This window comes from Cellulosimicrobium sp. NPDC057127 (genome assembly GCF_042670945.1).
In the GTDB taxonomy this organism is placed as follows: Bacteria; Actinomycetota; Actinomycetes; order Actinomycetales; family Cellulomonadaceae; genus Cellulosimicrobium.
On record NZ_JBHUUP010000001.1, the window covers coordinates 27853 to 45091 of the forward strand.

General features: G+C 74.0%; 15 protein-coding genes. 9 read left to right on the forward strand and 6 right to left on the reverse strand.

Annotated features, from left to right (window positions below; genetic code table 11):
* Positions 1-4: 4 nt before the first annotated feature.
* Entirely contained in the window at positions 5-1276 is a 1272-nt protein-coding gene (locus ACFTZA_RS00120; protein WP_378189443.1) for an MFS transporter, read from the reverse strand.
* A 45-nt stretch (positions 1277-1321) separates the two neighbouring features.
* Here ACFTZA_RS00120 and ACFTZA_RS00125 point away from each other — a divergent pair, with 45 nt between their 5' ends.
* The 3 genes from ACFTZA_RS00125 (at position 1322) to ACFTZA_RS00135 (ending at position 4398) form a co-directional block, all read left to right on the forward strand.
* The gene (locus ACFTZA_RS00125; RefSeq protein WP_378189446.1) at positions 1322-1621 is read left to right on the forward strand and encodes a GNAT family N-acetyltransferase; all 300 of its coding nucleotides are present in this window, start codon (positions 1322-1324) and stop codon (positions 1619-1621) included.
* Between the two features lie 114 nt (positions 1622-1735).
* Positions 1736-3622 (forward strand): FAD-binding protein, encoded by a 1887-nt coding sequence (locus ACFTZA_RS00130; RefSeq protein WP_378189448.1) that lies wholly within the window; start codon positions 1736-1738, stop codon positions 3620-3622.
* Positions 3619-4398 (forward strand): 2Fe-2S iron-sulfur cluster-binding protein, encoded by a 780-nt coding sequence (locus ACFTZA_RS00135; RefSeq protein WP_378189451.1) that lies wholly within the window; start codon positions 3619-3621, stop codon positions 4396-4398. The genes ACFTZA_RS00130 and ACFTZA_RS00135 overlap by 4 nt, the downstream gene beginning before the upstream one ends.
* A 114-nt stretch (positions 4399-4512) precedes the next feature.
* Here ACFTZA_RS00135 and pgm read toward each other — a convergent pair whose 3' ends face one another.
* Positions 4513-6195, reverse strand: coding sequence for a phosphoglucomutase (alpha-D-glucose-1,6-bisphosphate-dependent) (gene pgm / locus ACFTZA_RS00140; RefSeq protein WP_378189454.1), 1683 nt, complete (start codon positions 6193-6195; stop codon positions 4513-4515).
* Between the two features lie 45 nt (positions 6196-6240).
* Positions 6241-7137 (reverse strand): TetR/AcrR family transcriptional regulator, encoded by an 897-nt coding sequence (locus ACFTZA_RS00145; protein ID WP_378189456.1) that lies wholly within the window; start codon positions 7135-7137, stop codon positions 6241-6243.
* Positions 7138-7317: 180 nt separating this feature from the next.
* Between ACFTZA_RS00145 and ACFTZA_RS00150 the strand changes: the two genes are divergently transcribed.
* Entirely contained in the window at positions 7318-8307 is a 990-nt protein-coding gene (locus tag ACFTZA_RS00150) for an ABC transporter ATP-binding protein (protein WP_378189458.1), read from the forward strand.
* On the forward strand, positions 8307-9164 hold the full coding sequence (locus ACFTZA_RS00155; RefSeq protein WP_378190060.1) for an ABC transporter permease: 858 nt from the start codon (positions 8307-8309) through the stop codon (positions 9162-9164). Before ACFTZA_RS00150 ends, ACFTZA_RS00155 begins: the two co-directional genes overlap by 1 nt.
* Before the next feature lie 68 nt (positions 9165-9232).
* On the opposite strand, the gene nrdG is transcribed toward ACFTZA_RS00155, so the two are convergent.
* Both nrdG and nrdD read right to left on the reverse strand, forming a co-directional pair.
* Positions 9233-9796: an anaerobic ribonucleoside-triphosphate reductase activating protein gene (gene nrdG, locus ACFTZA_RS00160; protein WP_378189460.1), complete on the reverse strand. Its 564-nt coding sequence runs from the start codon at positions 9794-9796 to the stop codon at positions 9233-9235.
* A gap of 8 nt (positions 9797-9804) precedes the next feature.
* A complete protein-coding gene (gene nrdD / locus ACFTZA_RS00165) occupies positions 9805-12063 on the reverse strand; it encodes an anaerobic ribonucleoside-triphosphate reductase (RefSeq protein ID WP_378189462.1) in 2259 nt (752 codons plus the stop codon).
* A gap of 272 nt (positions 12064-12335) precedes the next feature.
* On the opposite strand from nrdD, the gene ACFTZA_RS00170 reads away from it, so the two are divergent.
* Positions 12336-12866: a DinB family protein gene (locus ACFTZA_RS00170; protein ID WP_378190062.1), complete on the forward strand. Its 531-nt coding sequence runs from the start codon at positions 12336-12338 to the stop codon at positions 12864-12866.
* Positions 12867-12925: 59 nt separating this feature from the next.
* A complete protein-coding gene (locus ACFTZA_RS00175) occupies positions 12926-13240 on the forward strand; it encodes a hypothetical protein (RefSeq protein WP_378189464.1) in 315 nt (104 codons plus the stop codon).
* Positions 13241-13247: 7 nt separating this feature from the next.
* Here the strand turns inward: ACFTZA_RS00175 and ACFTZA_RS00180 are convergent, their stop codons facing one another.
* The gene (locus tag ACFTZA_RS00180) at positions 13248-14027 is read right to left on the reverse strand and encodes a class I SAM-dependent methyltransferase (RefSeq protein WP_378189466.1); all 780 of its coding nucleotides are present in this window, start codon (positions 14025-14027) and stop codon (positions 13248-13250) included.
* A 175-nt stretch (positions 14028-14202) separates the two neighbouring features.
* On the opposite strand from ACFTZA_RS00180, the gene ACFTZA_RS00185 reads away from it, so the two are divergent.
* Both ACFTZA_RS00185 and ACFTZA_RS00190 read left to right on the forward strand, forming a co-directional pair.
* Complete coding sequence (locus ACFTZA_RS00185) at positions 14203-15018, forward strand: MerR family transcriptional regulator (RefSeq protein WP_378189468.1); 816 nt, start codon at positions 14203-14205, stop codon at positions 15016-15018.
* 88 nt (positions 15019-15106) lie between these two features.
* Positions 15107-17236: an elongation factor G gene (locus tag ACFTZA_RS00190; RefSeq protein WP_378189470.1), complete on the forward strand. Its 2130-nt coding sequence runs from the start codon at positions 15107-15109 to the stop codon at positions 17234-17236.
* Positions 17237-17239 lie beyond the last annotated feature (3 nt).

The following is a 17239-nucleotide window of genomic DNA, read 5'->3' on the forward strand; positions in this document are numbered from 1 at the left end:
GCGCTTAGCCCGCCGGCGTGACGTCCTGGCGGACCGCGCGCCGCCGCAGGGTGCGCAGCGCCGCGACCGCGAGCACGACGGCGAGCACCCCGGCCGCGACGACGACCTCGAACCCCGCGTGCGCGCCCGCGGCGTCGATCCGCGACCCGGCGACGGACGACCCGATCGACACGCCGACGCCGAGCGACGTGCCGACCCACGCGAGCCCTTCGGTGAGCTGGCGCGGCGTCACGAGGTTCTGGACGAGCGCGTTGCCGTTGATGAGCGTCGGCGCGATGGCGAAGCCCGTCACGAACATCACGGCCGCGAGCACGGGCAGCGACGTCACGACGAGGAAGAGGCTCACGCCGGCGCCCAGCGCCACGATCCCGACGACGAACCGTCGCCACAGCGGCGACACCCAGGTCCGCGCGCCGTAGGCGAGGCCGGACAGGCAGGACCCGAGCGCGAAGACGCCGAGGATCACGCCGGCCACGGCGGGCGCGCCCTCGTCCTCGGCGAAGGCGACGGTCGCGACGTCGGTCCCGCCGAACACGACGCCCATCGCCACGAACACGAGCGCGAGCACCACCATGCCCGGTGCCCGGAGCGCGGACCGTGTGCGCACGCCCGGCTCGACGGTGAACGTCGGCGGCTCGGTCGCGCGCTGGGAGAGGAACCACAGTCCGCCGACCGTCACCGCGACGAGCGGCACCACGAGCCCCGCCGGCGGGGCCACGAGCGTCGCCAGCACGGTCGCCAGCGCCGGCCCGACGACGAAGACGAGCTCGTCCAGCGCCGCCTCGAGCGAGTACGCGGTGTGCAGGCGGCGCGGGTCGTCGAGCGCGTGCGTCCAGCGCGCGCGGACCATGGAGCCGTACGAGCCCTGCGTCGCCCCCGCGACGACGGCCGTCGCGTACAGCGTCCACTCGGGCGCGCGCGTCGTCGCGCACACGACGAGCCCGCCCAGGCCCAGCACGGTCGCCGCGAGCAGGGGCAGCATGACGGTGCGCTGGCCCTTGCGGTCGACGAGCCGCGCGATCTGCGGCGAGCAGATCGCCTGCACGACCACGAGGACGGCGGCCACGCGCCCCGCGAGCGCGTACTCGCCGTAGATGCCCTGGACCATGAGGATCGTGCCGATCCCCACCATCGACATGGGCAGGCGGGCCACGAGGGCGGCGGCGGAGAACCGCCACGCGCCCGGCACCGCGAGGACGGCGCGGTACGGGTTGCGCGACGCGGGTACGGCGTCGCCCTCCCGTGCGTCGGGTGGAGGGGAGGGGTCCTGCGCCACGGCCATAGTGTCGCACCGGGCGGGTGGATCGGGGACGATGTCGGCATGAGCGAGAACGCAGACCCGCAGACGGTCGAGGTCGTCGAGACGGAGGACCGGTTCGAGGCGCGCCTGCCGGACGGGACCGTCCCGGGTTTCGCCGAGTTCGTGGTGCAGGACGGCGACGTCGTCTTCACGCACACCGAGGTCGACCCGGCCTACGAGGGTCAGGGCGTCGGCTCCGCGCTCGTCGCGGGGGCGCTGGAGCAGGTGCGCGCGTCCGGTCGCGGCGTCGTGGCGCTGTGCCCGTTCGTCAAGGCGTACCTCGCGCGGCACCGCGAGTACGAGGACCTCGTCCGGCGCTGACGCCGGCCCCTCGTCGGGACGTTCGGCCGTTGCGCGCCGGGCCGGTCACGGGGACCCTTCCGGTATGACGCCTGCCCCGACGCCGGTGACCGCCCCCGACGACGGGACCCGCCCGTGACGCGCCTGCGCGTGGAGCACGCCGACGTCGTCATGGTGGGCGGTGGCGCCGCGGGGCTCAGCGCGGCGCTCGCGATCGCCGAGGCGGCGGGGCGCGACGCGACGGCGCACGCGCGGCCGCCCGTCGTCGCGCTCGTGTCGAAGGTGTACCCGATGCGCTCGCACACGGTCGCGGCCGAGGGCGGCGCGGCCGGGGTCGTGGGCGACGACGACTCGCTCGAGCAGCACGTCGCCGACACGCTGGCGGGCGGCGCGGGCTTGTGCGAGGAGGACGCCGTCCGGTTCGTCGTGGAGCGCGCCGCGGGCGAGCTGTGGCGGCTCGAGCGGTACGGCATGCCGTGGAACCGGGCCGACGACGGCCACCCCGCGGTCCGCCGGTTCGGCGGGATGAGCCGCGCGCGCACGTGGTTCGCGGCCGACCGGACGGGCTTCCACCTCCTGCACACGCTCTTCCAGACGTCGCTGCGGTACTCCGGCGACGGCGGGGTGGTCCGGCGCTACGACGAGCACCACGTGCTCGACCTCGTGGTCACCGACGGCGCCGGGACCGGGGACGGCGCGCGGGACCGGCAGGTGCGGGGCGTCGTCGTGCACGACCAGCACCGCGGGGAGCCGCTGCTGCTCGCCGCGCCGGCCGTGGTGCTCGCGACGGGCGGTGCGGCGCGCGCGTGGGGCACGAGCACGAACGCGGGCATCGTCACGGGTGACGGCATGGCGATGGCCCTGCGTGCCGGTGTGCCGCTGCGCGACCTCGAGCTCCTCCAGTTCCACCCGACCGGCCTGCCGGGCAGCGGCATCCTGCTCACCGAGGCCGTGCGCGGCGAGGGCGGTGTGCTGCTCGACGCCGACGGCCGGCGCTACCTCGCCGACTACGGACTCGGGCCCGAGACGCCCGTCGGGTCGCCCGTGCCGCGCACGATGGAGCTGGGGCCGCGCGACAGGCTGTCGCAGGCGTTCTGGCGGGCCGACCGCGACGGGCGCACGATCCCCACGCCGGACGGCGGCGTCGTCCTCCTCGACCTGCGGCACCTCGGGCCCGAGCGCATCGCCGAACGCCTGCCGCTCGTCGCGGGCCTCGCGAAGCAGTTCGCCGGGGTGGACCCGGCGCGCGACCCCGTCCCCGTGCGCCCGACGGCGCACTACACGATGGGCGGCGTCCGGACCGACGCGCGCGGCGCGACCGAGGTGGGCGGGCTGTTCGCCGCGGGCGAGTGCGCGTCGACGGGGCTGCACGGCGCGAACCGGCTCGGGTCGAACTCGCTCGTGGAGACGCTCGTCGTCGGGCGGGCGGCGGGGGAGGCGGCGCTCGCGCGGGCGCGCGAGGCCGGGTTCGCGGACAGGAACGCCGGCGCAGGGGCGGGCGTCGACCCGGCCGTCGTGGATCGTGCCGCCGACGTCGCCGACCGGTACCTGGCGATGCGCGGCCGCGGCACCGAGCCGCCCGCCGCGATCCGCGCCGAGCTGGGGCGCGTGCTCGACGCCGACGCGGGGATCTTCCGCGACGCCGACGGGCTGCGGCGCGCGCTCGCGACGGTCGAGGAGCTGCGCAAGCGGTACGCCGACGTGCACGTCGCGGACACGAGCACCGTGCTCAACACGGACTGGGCGGCGACGGTCGAGCTCGGTGCGACGCTGCTCGTCGCGCACGCCGCCGTCGCGGGCGCGCTCGCGCGCGAGGAGTCGCGCGGCGCGCACCAGCGCCTCGACTTCCCGGACGCCGGCGACGTACCGCTCCACGCGCTCGCGACGCTGGGCGCGGACGGTTCGATGACGATCGCGCACGCGCCCGTCGGCGCCCCGCCGGGCGCCGAGCACGAGGTTGCTGCCGGAATGCGGCCCGTGACGACATCAACGTCGTTCTCGGCAGGGGGAGGGGACGCGTGAGCGAGCAGATCGTCCACGACCAGGCCGAGGGCCCGCAGACCGTGCGGCTCGAGGTGGCGCGCCAGGAGCCCGACGGCTCGGCGCGGCGCGACGTCTTCGACGTGCCGTTCGACGACCGCACGTCCGTGCTCGACGCGCTGCAGTGGGTCAAGGACCACGCCGACCCGACGCTGACGTTCCGGTGGTCCTGCAAGATGGGGGTCTGCGGCTCGTGCGGCGTCATGGTCAACGGCCGCCCCGTCCTGGGGTGCGAGACGTTCGTGCGCGGCTTCCGGGCGTCGGGCCTGGTGGTGGACCCGCTCGCGCACGCCGAGGTGCTGCGCGACCTCGTGGTCGACACCGACACGTTCGTCGGCAAGCTCGCCGCGGTGAAGCCGTGGCTCGTGCCCGACGGCGCGACGCGGCTCCCGCTCGCGGACGACGCCCCGCCGACGTCGGGACACACCCAGGCGCCGGGCGAGCTCGCGGCGTTCCGCGACTTCGCGCAGTGCATCGACTGCATGCTCTGCTACGCGGCGTGCCCGCAGCTCGACGTGGCGCCGGACTTCCTCGGCCCGGCGGTGGTCGCGACGGCGCGCCGCTGGGACGAGGACTCGCGCGACAGGGGCGAGCTCGAGCGCGCCGACGTGCTCGACACCGAGTTCGGCGCGTGGCCGTGCATCCAGATCGGCGCGTGCACGCAGGTGTGCCCCAAGGGGGTCGACCCGGCCCGCGCCCTGCGCGACGCCCAGCGCGTGGCGACCGAGACGTGGGAGGCCCGCCAGGGCTCGCGCTGACCACCGCTCGCGCCGAGATAGAGGCCTGGGCCGCGAGGTAGAGCGCTGGGGGTTCTACCTCGCGGCCGAAGCCTCTACCTCGCGGCGCGGCCGCTGCCAGGGCGGACGGCCGGGTCAGCCGCCGAGCGCCGCCGAGACGACGTCCTTGGCCTCGGCCTGCACCTGCTGGAGGTGCTGCTCCGAGACGAACGACTCGGCGTAGATCTTGTAGACGTTCTCCGTGCCCGACGGCCGGGCGGCGAACCACGCGTTCTCGGTCGTCACCTTGAGCCCGCCGATCGCGGCGTCGTTGCCCGGCGCGTTCGTGAGCTTGGCCGTGATCTGCTCGCCCGCGAGCTCGGTCGCGGTGACCTGCTCCGGCGAGAGCTTGCCGAGCGTGGCCTTCTCCTCGAGCGTCGCGGGCGCGTCGACGCGCGCGTACCAGGACTCGCCGTAGCGCTCGACGAGCGCGCGGTGGTGCTCCGAGGGCGACTTCCCGGTCGTCGCGATGATCTCCGACGCGAGCAGCGCGAGGAGCAGGCCGTCCTTGTCGGTCGACCACACGCGGCCGTCCGTGCGCAGGAACGACGCCCCGGCGGACTCCTCGCCGCCGAACCCGACGGAACCGTCGAGCAGGCCGGGCACGAACCACTTGAACCCGACGGGCACCTCGACGAGGCGGCGGCCGAGCCCGCCGGCGACGCGGTCGATCAAGGCCGACGACACGAGCGTCTTCCCGATCGCCGCGTCGTCGCGCCAGCCGCCCCGCGCGCCGCCGTAGAGATATTCGATCGCGACCGCGAGGTAGTGGTTCGGGTTCATCAGCCCGCCGTCGGGCGTGACGATCCCGTGGCGGTCGGAGTCGGCGTCGTTGCCCGTCGCGACGTCGAACGGCGACTGCTCGCCCGCGCCCGTCATGCGCTCCACGAGCGAGGCCATCGCGTACGGGGACGAGCAGTCCATGCGGATCTTGCCGTCCCAGTCGAGCGTCATGAACGACCAGCGCGGGTCGACCTGCGGGTTCACGACCGTGAGGTCGAGCCCGTACCGCTCCCCGATCTCGCCCCAGTACTCGACCGATGCGCCACCGAGCGGGTCGGCCCCGATGCGCACGCCGGCCTCGCGGATCGCCGCGAGGTCGAGGACGTTCGCGAGGTCGTCGACGTACGTCGTGAGGAAGTCGTGGCGGTGCACGTGCTCGGAGCCGAGCGCCTCCGTGAGGGGGACCCGGCGCACGCTCGCGACGCCCGAGCGCAGGATCTCGTTGGCGCGGTCGGCGATCCAGCCGGTCGCGTCGGAGCCCGCGGGGCCGCCGTGCGGAGGGTTGTACTTGAACCCGCCGTCGCGCGGCGGGTTGTGGGACGGCGTGACGACGATCCCGTCCGCGAGCCCCGGGCCCGAGGTGCGCACGCCGTCGGTCGTCGCCGCGCCGTTGTGCAGCAGGATCGACTGCGAGACGGCGGGCGTCGGCGTGAAGGAGTCCCGCGCGTCGACGAACGTCTCGACGCCGGCCGCGACGAGCACCTCGAGCGCCGTCTGCCACGCCGGGAGGGACAGCGCGTGCGTGTCGCGGCCGATGAAGAGGGGGCCGTCGGTGCCCTGCGAGCGGCGGTACTCGACGATCGCGGCGGTGATCGCGACGATGTGCGCCTCGTTGAAGGCGTGGTCGAGGCTCGAGCCGCGGTGGCCGGACGTGCCGAAGGCGACCTTCTGCGCGGGGTCGTCCACGTCGGGGGCGAGGTCGTAGTAGGCGCTGACGACGGCGTCGACGTCGATGAGGTCGCTGGGCTGGGCGGGCGTGCCGGCGCGGGGGTCCATGGCTCGATCCTGCCAGGGCGGCGGTCGCTCGTCAGCCCCGGGGGCTCACCCGGGCGACGTGGGGTTCTGCGCCCGGTCGATCGCCATCTCGATGGCGTCCAGCAGGCGCTCGAGGCTCGCGTCGAGGGGGCCCTGGGGGGCGTCGAACCCGCCGGCCACGTAGATGCGCGTCATCGTCGGATAGCGCTCGACGTCGAACCAGTCCTCCCAGAAGCTGCTCATCGTCGTCCAGTACTCGTCGGTGCCCATGCCGGTCGCGTCCTGCTCGGCGGACTCGGCGATCGTGGCCCGGGCGAGCCCCTGGACGAAGTTGTCGACGAGGCCGAGGATCTCGACGACCTGGATCTCGCTCAGCCCGGTGTCGACGATCGTGCGCAGCCCGGCCTCCTGTGCGTCGAGCACGTGGGGGGCGAGCGGAGCGCGCCACATGTTGGTCTGCAGGATCCAGGGGTGGCGCAGGTACAGGCGCCACATCTCGTGGGCGTACTGCGACAGCGCAGGACGCCACGGGGCACCGGCGCGCGGCAGGTCGAGGCCTGCGTACGCGCGGTCCACCATGAGGTCGACGAGCTCCGTGCGCCCGGGCACGTAGGTGTACAGGGACATCGCGCCGACGCCGAGCTCGGTCGCGACGCGGCGCATCGACAGCGCGTCGAGGCCGCCCTCCTGGGCGACGGCGGTGCCGGCGCGCACGACGTCGTCGAGCGTGAGCCGGGCCTTGCGTCCGCGCGTCGCCGGGGCGGGCGGGTCCCACAGGAGCGCGAGGCGGCGTGTCACCTCGGGGGTCCGGACGACGTCGCCGAGGTTGCTGCGCGCGTGCTCGGCTGCCGCGACGGCGCTCGCCACGCCGGCCTCGGCGGCCGCCACGACGCCGCGCGGGCGGCCCTCGGGTGCCGGGGCGTCCGTGGTGGGGTCGGCGTGCTCGTCGTTGCGGTGGGTCACGTGCGCATCCTCCCCGATCCTCCGGTGCTCTCGCCGGTCGGGCGCTCGGCCGTGGAAGAGACCTATCCATTCCCGTACACCGTATGTTAGCGTGGACCGTCCTTTCCGGTACGGCGTACGACGGGTGCGCCGGCGTCCCGACCGTCCAGCAGCGCAGCGCGGCACGAGAGGTGTGTTCCGGTGATCCGAGCCCGTGGTCTGACCAAGACCTTCCACCGCAAGAAAGAAGTCGTCGAGGCTGTCAAGGGCATCGACGTCGACGTCCGCGAGGGCGAGCTCGTCGCCTTCCTCGGGCCCAACGGGGCCGGCAAGTCCACGACCCTGCGGATGCTCACGAGCCTCCTCGAGCCCACGGCCGGCACCGCCGAGGTCGCCGGGTACGACGTCGCGCGCCACCCGGCGCACGTGCGCTCGCGCATCGGCTTCATCGGTCAGGGCAACGGCGGCGGGTACTCCTACCGCGTGCTCGACGAGCTGCACAACCAGGGCCGCTTCTACGGCCTGCCGCCCGCGGAGTACGAGCAGCGGGCGCGGACGCTGCTCGAGGCGCTCGACCTCGCGAGCCTCGAGAAGCGCACCGTGCAGTCGTTGTCCGGCGGCCAGCGCCGCCGGCTCGACGTCGCGCTCGGGCTCATGAACCACCCCCCGCTGCTGTTCCTCGACGAGCCGACGACGGGGCTCGACCCGCACGCGCGCGCCAACCTGTGGGAGCACATCGCGGCGATGCGCGAGCGGTACGGCATGACCATCGTGCTCACCACCCACTACCTCGACGAGGCGGACAGCATGGCCGAGCGCGTCGTCGTCATCGACCACGGCGAGATCATCGCCGACGCGACGCCGGACGCCCTCAAGCGCGACCACGCCGACGACGTCATCACCCTCACCGTGGTCCCCGCGAGCGGTGACGCCGCGGCGGGACCGGACGACGTCGCGCACGTCCGCGCCGCTCTCGCCGGGGACGCGGAGCAGGTCGAGGTGACCACGGGCGCGAGCGGCGCGCTCGCCGTCCGGATCTCCACGACGCACGGCGCCGACCGGCTGCCCGAGGCCATCGAGGCGCTGCGCGTCGGCGGGTTCGTCGCCCGCACGGCGGCGCTCAGGCAGGCGAGCCTCGACGACGTGTTCCTCAACCTCACCGGCCGGAGCCTGCGCGAGGAGGCGGCGTGATGACCAGGACCGACCTGTCAGCAGCACAGCCCACCACAGAGAGCTCCGGTGCTGACACCGCGTTGCGGACCGGCGCCGCGAAGTTCCTCGCCGACACGTGGGCGGTGTTCACGCGCGAGATCCTGCTCGTGCTGCGCGACCCCTTCACGCTCATCTTCTCGCTGCTCCAGCCGCTGATCTTCCTCGGGCTGTTCGGACCGCTCCTCACCGGCGCCGTCGGCGGTTTCGGCGGGGGAGCGCCCGGCGGCGGGGGCAGCACCGCCGAGACGCTCCAGTGGTTCGTGCCCGGCGTGATCGTCATGATCTCGCTGTTCGGCACCTCCATGAGCGGCTCGAACCTGCTCTACGAGATGATGACCGGCTCCTACGAGCGTGTCCTCGCGACCCCGCTCGACCGCTCCGCGATCCTCGTCGGGCGTGCGCTCAAGGAGTTCGCGCCGCTCGTCGTCCAGGGCCTGCTCATCGCGCTCGTGTGCATCCCGTTCGGGTTCACGCTGTACCCGCTGCACCTGCTCGTCGGGCTCGCGCTGCTCGGCCTGTTCGGGATCGGCGTCGGCGCGCTGTCCATCGCGCTGGCGCTCGCGGCGAAGAACCGCGAATGGCTGTTCTGGGGCGTGCAGCAGTCGCTGCTGTTCCCGCTGCTCATCCTCTCCGGGATGATGCTGCCGCTCGAGGCCGGCCCGGCGTGGATGCGCACCGCGGCGCTGTTCAACCCGCTGACGTACATCGTCGACGCCGAGCGTGCGCTGCTCGCCGGCCGGTTCGACGCCGACGTCCTCTGGGGTTTCGTCGCGGCGGCGATCACGTGCGCCGTCGGGCTGTGGGTGGGCATCCGGCGCACGCGCCGCACCGTCTGACCCCGCCGAACCCGGGGTCGTGCGCCACCAGCGCTCCGACGTGGCGCGCAACCCCGGGTTCGGCGGTGCTAGGTGTCGGTCGGGCACGCCCACCGCACCGCACGGCCGGTCGCGACGGACGCCCGTGCGTCGAGCACGCGCTGGTTGGCGCTGCCGCGGAACGCGATCGTGAGGTCGCGACGCGCGAGCTCGAACCGGCCGTCGACGAGCACGTCGACCTCGTCGAGCAGCGCGCGCTGGTCCGGTGGGCCGTCGAGCAGCTCCTCGACGGTCCAGCCCGTCCAGCACCACACGTCCTTGGCGCGGCCCTGCTCGGCGCGCAGCCGGCGCACGAGGCGCAGGCACACGCCGGTGTTGAGGAACGGCTCCCCGCCGAGCAGGGACAGGCCCTGCACGGCGGGGTGCGCGAGGTCGGCGAGGACGCGGTCCTCGAGCGCGTCGTCGTACGGGCGCCCGTAGCGGAAGCTCCACGCCGCCTCGTTGAAGCAGCCCTCGCAGGCGAACAGGCACCCGCTGACGTACAGCGCGCAGCGCACGCCCTCGCCGTCGACCATGACGAACGGCTTGTAGTCGGCGACGTACCCGTGGCTGACGCGCTCCGAGCGCCAGCCCGGCCCGGGTTCCCTCGGCACGGCGCGGCCTACGCGCGGTCGCCCGCGGTGAGCGACGTCGGACCCGCCAGGTGCTTGACGCGCGAGGAGATCTCCACGTGGCGCCCGTGCACCATGGGTCGCTGCTGCGGGTTGCCGAGGTAGCCGCACGTGCGCTTCACGACGTCGCACGTGCGCGGGTCGGTGCTGCCGCACCCGGGGCACGCGAAGCCGCGCGCCGTGGGCTCGAAGTCGCCCGTGAACCCGCACGCGTAGCAGCGGTCGATGGGCGTGTTCGTCCCGAGGTAGCCGACACGGTCGTAGGCGTAGTCCCACACCGCCTCGAGCGCCTTCGGGTTCTGCTGGAGCACCGGGTACTCGCAGTAGTGGATGAAACCGCCCGACGTGTACGGCGCGTACTCGGCCTCGAAGTCCAGCTTCTCGAACGGCGTCGGGTTCTTGCGGACGTCGTAGTGGAAGCTGTTCGTGTAGTAGTCCTTGTCCGTGATGTCGGGCACCGCGCCGAACCGTTCCTTGTCGAGGCGGCAGAACCGGTCGGTGAGGCTCTCGCTCGGTGTCGCGTAGACGCTGACCTGGTACCCCAGGCGCTGCGTCCAGCGCGCCGCGTGCGCGTGCAGCGTCCGCAGGACGTCGAGCGTGAGCGCCTTCGCCTCCGGGTTCTGCTCCCACGCCCCGCCGAAGAACGCCGCCGCGACCTCGTACAGACCGATGTAGCCGAGCGACACGGTGGCGCGGCCGTCGCGGAAGAGGCGGTCGACGTCGTCGTCCGGGGCGAGGCGCTGCCCGAACGCGCCGTGCACGTAGAGGATCGGCGCGTTGCCCGGCGTCGCCTGCCGGCAGCGCTCGACGCGGAAGGCGAGCGCGTCGTGCACGACCTCGAGCCGCTCCTCGAGGATCCGCCGGAACGTGTCGACGTCCCCGTCGGCCTCGAGCGCGACGCGCGGGAGGTTCAGCGTGACGACGCCGAGGTTCATGCGGCCCTCGACGACGTCCTCCCCGTTCTCGTCGCGCCAGCCCTGGAGGAACGAGCGGCAGCCCATCGGGACCTTGAACGACCCCGTGAGCTCGACGATCTTGTCGTACGACAGCACGTCCGGGTACATGCGCTTCGTCGCGCACTCGACGGCGAGCTGCTTGAGGTCGTGGTTCGGGTCGCCGGGCTCGAGATTGACGCCGCGGCGCAGCGCGAGGACGAGCTTGGGGAAGATCGCCGTGCGGCCCTCGCTGCCGAGCCCGCGGATGCGGATCTCGAGGATCGCGCGCTGGATCTCGCGCTCGAGCCAGCCCGTGCCGAGGCCGAACCCGACGGTCGTGAACGGCGTCTGCCCGTTGGACGTGAACAGGGTGTTGATCTCGTACTCGAGGCTCTGCATCGCGTCCTCGATGTCCTTGCGCGTCTTCTCGCGGGCGTACTCCTCGCGCCGGTCCACGTCGCGGATCCAGCGCTCGGCGTCGGCGCGGTGCTTCGCGAGGTTCTTCTCGGCGTACGGGGCGAGGAGCTCGTCGATCCGGTTGACCGAGCACCCGCCGTACTGGCTGGAGGACACGTTGGCGATGATCTGGCTGATCTGGGCCGTCGCCGTCTGGATCGAGCGCGGCGGCTCCACCTGGGCGTTCCCGATGCGGAACCCGTGCGCGAGCATCGTGCGGAAGTCGATGAGGCAGCAGTTCGTCATCGGCGCGTAGGGGTGGTAGTCGAGGTCGTGGTAGTGGATGTCGCCCTTCTGGTGGGCGTTCGCGACGTGCGGGGGCAGCATGCGCAGGCCGATCGCCTTGCCGACGGTGCCGGCCGTGAGGTCGCGCTGGGTGTTGAAGACCTCGCTGTCCTTGTTCGCGTTCTCGTTGACGACCGCCTGGTCCCTGTCGAGCAGCCGCACGATCGAGTGGTTGAGGTCCGTCGCCCGGGCGCGGTCGATGTCGCGGCGCACGCGGTAGTCGATGTACGCGCGGGCGACGTCGTACTCGTGCGACTCCAGCAGCACGTGCTCGACGACGCCCTGGACCTCGTAGATCTTCACCGTGCGCCCGAACCGTGCCGCGATCTCCGCGCACGCGCGGTCCACCACCTCGGCGACGCGACGACGGTGCGTCGCGGTCGGCTCGCCGTGCACCTCTGTGAAGGCCTTGCTGACGGCCGCGCGGATGCGGCCGTCGTCGAACGGCCGGCGCCGGCCGTCGCGCTTGAGGACCTCCGGCAACGGTGTGCCCGCGGTGCCCGTGGTGCCGTCGGTGTCCGTGATGTCTTCGGTCGTGCCCGGTCGTGCTCGGTCGAGCTCGATGGTGCTCATCGCTCTCGCCCCCCTCTGCCCACCGAGTCCTGGTCGCCGCCCGCAGGGGACTGCGGACGGGGCCCGCCGTCCCCACATGTGGGGTCGAAAACGCGGCGACGCCACCATATCTAGTGGGCGACGGCGTGTCGGTCTCGACGCGCGGATCTTCGGCAGGTGAGGACCAAGGTCCCGCCGCGAGTCCCCCTCCACGGCGCCCGGCAACCGCGTCGACCGGCGGCCCGTGGGGTCGGTACGGTCTCGGGGTGACGAACGACCCTCACACCGGTCCGATGGCCGACACGCGCACCGACCCGCCCGTCGCCGCCGACGAGGTGACGACCCTGCGAGGCTTCCTCGACTTCCACCGCGACACGATGCGCTGGAAGACCGCCGGGCTCGGCGCCGTGGAGCTCGCCACGTCGCTCGCGCCGTCGACGATGACGCTCGGCGGGATGCTCAAGCACCTCGCGTACGTCGAGTCGCAGTGGTTCTCCGTGGTCCTCGTCGGCAACCCGTTCATCGCGCCGTTCGACACCGCCGACTGGTCGTCCGACCGCGACTGGGACTGGCACAGCGCGGCGCACGACACCCCGGAGCAGCTGCGCACGCTGTTCGACCGCGCCGTCGCGGCGTCGGACGCGGTCCTCGACGCGGCGCTCGCCCAGGGGGGCCTCGACCAGCCCACGGTGCGCCGCGACCCGCACACGGGCGAGCGGTGGAACCTGCGCTGGGTGCTCGTCCACATGATCGAGGAGTACGCGCGCCACAACGGGCACGCCGACCTGCTGCGCGAGGCGATCGACGGCGCCGTCGGCGAGTAGCGGGCCGAGCGTCCCGCGGCGCTTGCCCCGAGCCGCCGCGACCCGCCACGATGACCGGCGTGAACGCACCTCCACCGCCGCCGCTGCCCCGGTTCCGTCGACCGCGCGGTGCGACGGTCGTGCTGGTCGTCCTCGTCGTGGTCGGCGTCGCGTTGCTCGGCGGCGCCGCGTGGCTCGCCAGCCGGCCGCTGTCGTTCGGATGGTTCGCCTACGCGCCGCTGTCCGAGACGACGTTCTCCCCCGTCGGCGCCTACTCACCGGGGCTGTCCGCGCTGCTCGCGGCGGCGGGCGCGCTCCTCCTCGGTCTCGCGGGCGGCTTCCTGCTCGGCCGACGCTCGCGCCCGGAGGCCCCCACGCCGTCGCCCGGCGACTGACTGACCGTCAGGCGCACGCCACCACGACCACGGGCGCGACCACGCCGCCGCGGGCGGCGGCCACCAGGTTCGCGACGCGGTCGAGGAACGTCGCGCCGAAGACGACGGCGCGCTCCACGTGCTCGTCGGCCCGCTCGGCGACGTCGGCGCGCCGGTCCTCCACGCGCAGCACCGCGAAGCCCGCCGCGGACAGCGCGTCCTCGTAGGCCGACGGCGGTTCGACGAACGAGGTCTCGGCGTCGACGGCCCAGGGGAGCGGGAAGGTCAGCTCGCCGGGCCCGACCCGCATCTGGTCGTGCACGCCGACGAGGCCTCCCGGGCGCACGACGCGGTGCAGCTCGGCGAACGCCGCCGTCTTGTCCGGCACGTTCATGCCGACGTGGATCATCATCGCCCGGTCCTGTGACGCGTCCTCGCACGGGAGCTGCTCGGCGGCGCCCACCTCGAGGCGCACGAGGTGCGACAGCCCGACGTGCTCGGTCAGGACGCTACCTGCCGCGACGAAGTCCGGGCTGAGGTCCACACCGGTGACCGGGCATCCGAAGCGGTCCGCGGCGATGCGCGCCGGACCACCGAGCCCGCAGCCGACGTCGAGCAGGGCGGTCCTGGCCTCGAGCCCGAGCAGGCGCAGGAGGTGGAGGGTGGTGGGTGCGCCTCCGACGTGCAGCTGGTCGTACGGCGCGAGCGACCCGACGTCGACGGGTCCCCCGGCCGACGCGGCGGCGAGGATGCGCTCCGCGAGGTCCGCGCCCGCGTAGTGCTGCCGCACCCGGTCCGTCGTGGCCATGGTGGCCTCCGCAGTCGCTCGCACCCCTTCGGTCCGCTGTCTTCGACGCTACGCCGCACCGGTTGTGCCCGCCACGCGCGCACGGGCTGCGGGGGTTGACCTTGACGTAGCGTCAATTTCTACCGTGGTCGTCGTTGCCGCACCGCGCGGTACGAGGACGGGAAGGAGGGAAGACATGAGCACGACGACGGGCACGGCCGACTGGTCGATCCAGGAGGTCGCGCGCCTCGCCGGCACGACGAGCCGCACCCTGCGTCACTACGACGCCGTGGGGTTGCTCGCCCCGACGCGGGTCGCGTCGAACGGCTACCGCCACTACGACGCGGACGCCCTCGTGCGGCTCCAGCGGATCCTGCTCCTGCGTGATCTCGGGCTCGGTCTGCCCGCGATCAGGGACGCGCTCGACGGCCCGGACGGGCCCGCGTCGTCGGGCACGGGGACCGGGGAGCGCGACGCCCAGGTGGCGGCCCTGCGGCACCACCTGGGGTGGCTGCGCGCGGAGCGGCGGCGGCTGGCGCGGCAGATCGCGTCGGTCGAACGGACGATCACGACGATGGAAGGAGGTGGCGAGCTCATGGCGGACGACATGTTCGACGGGTTCGACCACACGCAGTACGAGGCCGAGGTCACGGAGCGCTGGGGAGCCGACGCGTACGCGCGCGGCGACGCCTGGTGGCGCGGCCTGTCCGACGCGGACAAGCAGGGTTTCAAGGACCAGGTCGCGCGCCTCCACGCGGACTGGACGGCGGCCGCGGAGGCGGGCGTCGACCCGGCGTCCGACGAGGCGCAGGACCTCGCGCGCCGGCACGTCGAGTGGCTCGGCAGCGTCCCGGGAACGCCGGGCGCGGGCGCTGCGCCCGTCAAGGAGTACGTCGTCGGGCTCGGCGACATGTACGTGGCCGACGAGCGGTTCGCGAAGAACTACGGCGGGGTCGAGGGCGCGACGTTCGTGCGGGACGCGCTGCGCACCTACGCGGACCGCGTCCTGTGACCTCCGACCCGAGCGGGATGGCTCCGTCGTCACTAGCCTGGGGTGACGGCGGACGCCGTCCGCCGGGAGGCAGCCGAGGGAGGCAGCCATGGGCACGTCGACGTCGTCCACCGGGGGGCCGCGCACGGGACCCCGCGCGGCGCCGCGAGCGGTGCGCAACGTCGCGCTCGTCGGGCACAGCGGGGCGGGCAAGACGACGCTCGCCGAGGCGTTCCTGCACCGCGCCGGCGCGGTAGCACGGCCCGGCTCGGTCACGGAGGGCACCACCGTGTGCGACCACGAGCCCGAGGAGGTCGCGCGCGGGATCTCGGTCGCGCTCGGCGTCGCGCACCTGGACTGGACGGCGACGGACGGCGAGGCCTACCGCGTCACGCTGCTGGACACGCCGGGCTCGCCGGACTTCGTGGGCGCGGTCGACGCCGCCCTCGCGGTCGCGGACCTCGCGGTCGTGGTGGTGAGCGCCGTCGACGGGGTCCGTTCCGGGACGCAGGAGGTGTGGCGGCTGTGCGACGAGGCGGGGATCCCCCGCCTCGTCCTCGTCTCCCAGGAGGACCGGGCCCGGGCGAGCTTTCGCACCGTGCTCGACGAGCTGCGCTCGACGTTCGCCGCCGCGTTCGTCCCGCTCGAGCTCCCGCTCGGCGAGGAGCAGTCGCTGCACGGCGTGGCCGACGTCCTCGCCGAGCGCGCCCGCGAGTACGACGGCGACGGGCAGCTCCACTGGCACGGCCACGACGGTGCCGTCCCCGGCGACGTGCGCGACGAGGAGCACGCGCTGCACGACCAGGTGGTCGAGGACATCGTCACGCACGACGACGACCAGCTCGAGGCCTACCTGTCCGGGCAGGAGCCCGGCGTCGCGGAGCTCGAGCGCACGCTCGCCCAGGAGGTGCGCGACGGCGAGGCGGTGCCCGTGCTGCTCGCGTCCGGCCTCACGGGCGTGGGCGTCGACCGGGCCCTGGACCTCGTGTGCGAGCTCGGACCCTCGCCCGCGGACCGGCCCGCCGTCGTCCTCCTGCCCGACGGCGCGGGGCAGGACGGCGCGTCCACCACCGAGGTGGTGGCCGACCCGGGCGGGGACACGCTCGTGCAGGTGTTCCGCACGGTCGTCGACCCGTACGTCGGCCAGGTGTCCGTGTTCAAGGTGCTGTCGGGCACCGTGGCGAGCGGAGACCGGCTCGTCGACGTCGCCACGGGCGCGGAGGACCGCGTGCACGGCCTGTTCCGCCTGCGCGGCCGCGAGCACGTCGCGGTCGAGCGCGTGGTGGCGGGCGAGGTCGCCGCGGCGGCGAAGCTCGGCGCCGCGACCACGGGCGCCCTGCTGGGGAGCCGCCGGGGCCCCGTCTCGGCCCGGGCGCTGCCCGACCGGCCGCCCGTGTACGCGCAGGCGCTGCGACCGGTGTCCCAGCCCGACGACGACAAGCTCTCCGCGTCCCTGGCCCGGCTCGTCGCGGAGGACCCGACGCTGCACGTCGACCTCACCGGCGCCCAGGCCGTGCTCGGCGGGCTCGGGGACACCCACCTCGCCGTCGCGCTGGAACGGCTCGAGCGCTCGTTCGGCGTGCACGTGACGACAGAGCCGGTGCAGGTCGCGTACCGGGAGACGATCACCCGCACGGTGGAGGCCGAGGGCCGGCTGAAGAAGCAGTCCGGCGGTCACGGGCAGTTCGCCGTCGTCCAGCTGCGCGTGGCCCCGCTGCCGCGCGGTGCCGGGTTCGAGCTCGTCAACGCCGTCGTCGGCGGGTCCGTGCCGCGGCAGTACCTGCCCGCCGTCGAGCGCGGGGTCACGGAGGCGATGGCCGCCGGCGGCCCCCACGGGTACCCGGTAGTGGACCTGCGGGTCGAGGTCTACGACGGCAAGGCCCACTCCGTCGACTCCTCCGACATGGCGTTCCGCACCGCCGGCGCGACCGGGCTCCGCGAGGCGCTCGCGGCGGCCGGGACCGTCGTCCTCGAACCCGTCTCGGCCGTCACCGTCACGGTGCCCGCCGACGCGCAGGGCGACGTCCTCGGCGACCTCTCGGGCCGGCGCGGGCACATCACCGCCACCGGCTCCCTGCCGGACGGCCGCGTCGTCGTCGACGCGCTCGTGCCCGAGGCCGAGCTCGTGCGCTACGTCCTCGACCTGCGCTCCCTCACGGGCGGGCGCGGGTCCTTCACGGCGCGCCCGGACCGCTACGAGGTCCTGCCGCACGGGGTCGCGGCGGCACCGACGCGGTAGCCC

What these genes read in the sequence shown, in the direction of transcription:
- ACFTZA_RS00125 (WP_378189446.1), top strand. Translation starts at nt 1,322, where the DNA reads ATGAGCGAGAACGCAGACCCGCAGACGGTCGAGGTCGTCGAGACGGAG.
- pgm (WP_378189454.1), bottom strand. Translation starts at nt 6,195, where the DNA reads ATGGACCCCCGCGCCGGCACGCCCGCCCAGCCCAGCGACCTCATCGAC.
- ACFTZA_RS00155 (WP_378190060.1), top strand. Translation starts at nt 8,307, where the DNA reads ATGACCAGGACCGACCTGTCAGCAGCACAGCCCACCACAGAGAGCTCC.
- nrdD (WP_378189462.1), bottom strand. Translation starts at nt 12,063, where the DNA reads ATGAGCACCATCGAGCTCGACCGAGCACGACCGGGCACGACCGAAGAC.
- ACFTZA_RS00170 (WP_378190062.1), top strand. Translation starts at nt 12,336, where the DNA reads ATGGCCGACACGCGCACCGACCCGCCCGTCGCCGCCGACGAGGTGACG.
- ACFTZA_RS00180 (WP_378189466.1), bottom strand. Translation starts at nt 14,027, where the DNA reads ATGGCCACGACGGACCGGGTGCGGCAGCACTACGCGGGCGCGGACCTC.
- ACFTZA_RS00185 (WP_378189468.1), top strand. Translation starts at nt 14,203, where the DNA reads ATGAGCACGACGACGGGCACGGCCGACTGGTCGATCCAGGAGGTCGCG.
- ACFTZA_RS00190 (WP_378189470.1), top strand. Translation starts at nt 15,107, where the DNA reads ATGGGCACGTCGACGTCGTCCACCGGGGGGCCGCGCACGGGACCCCGC.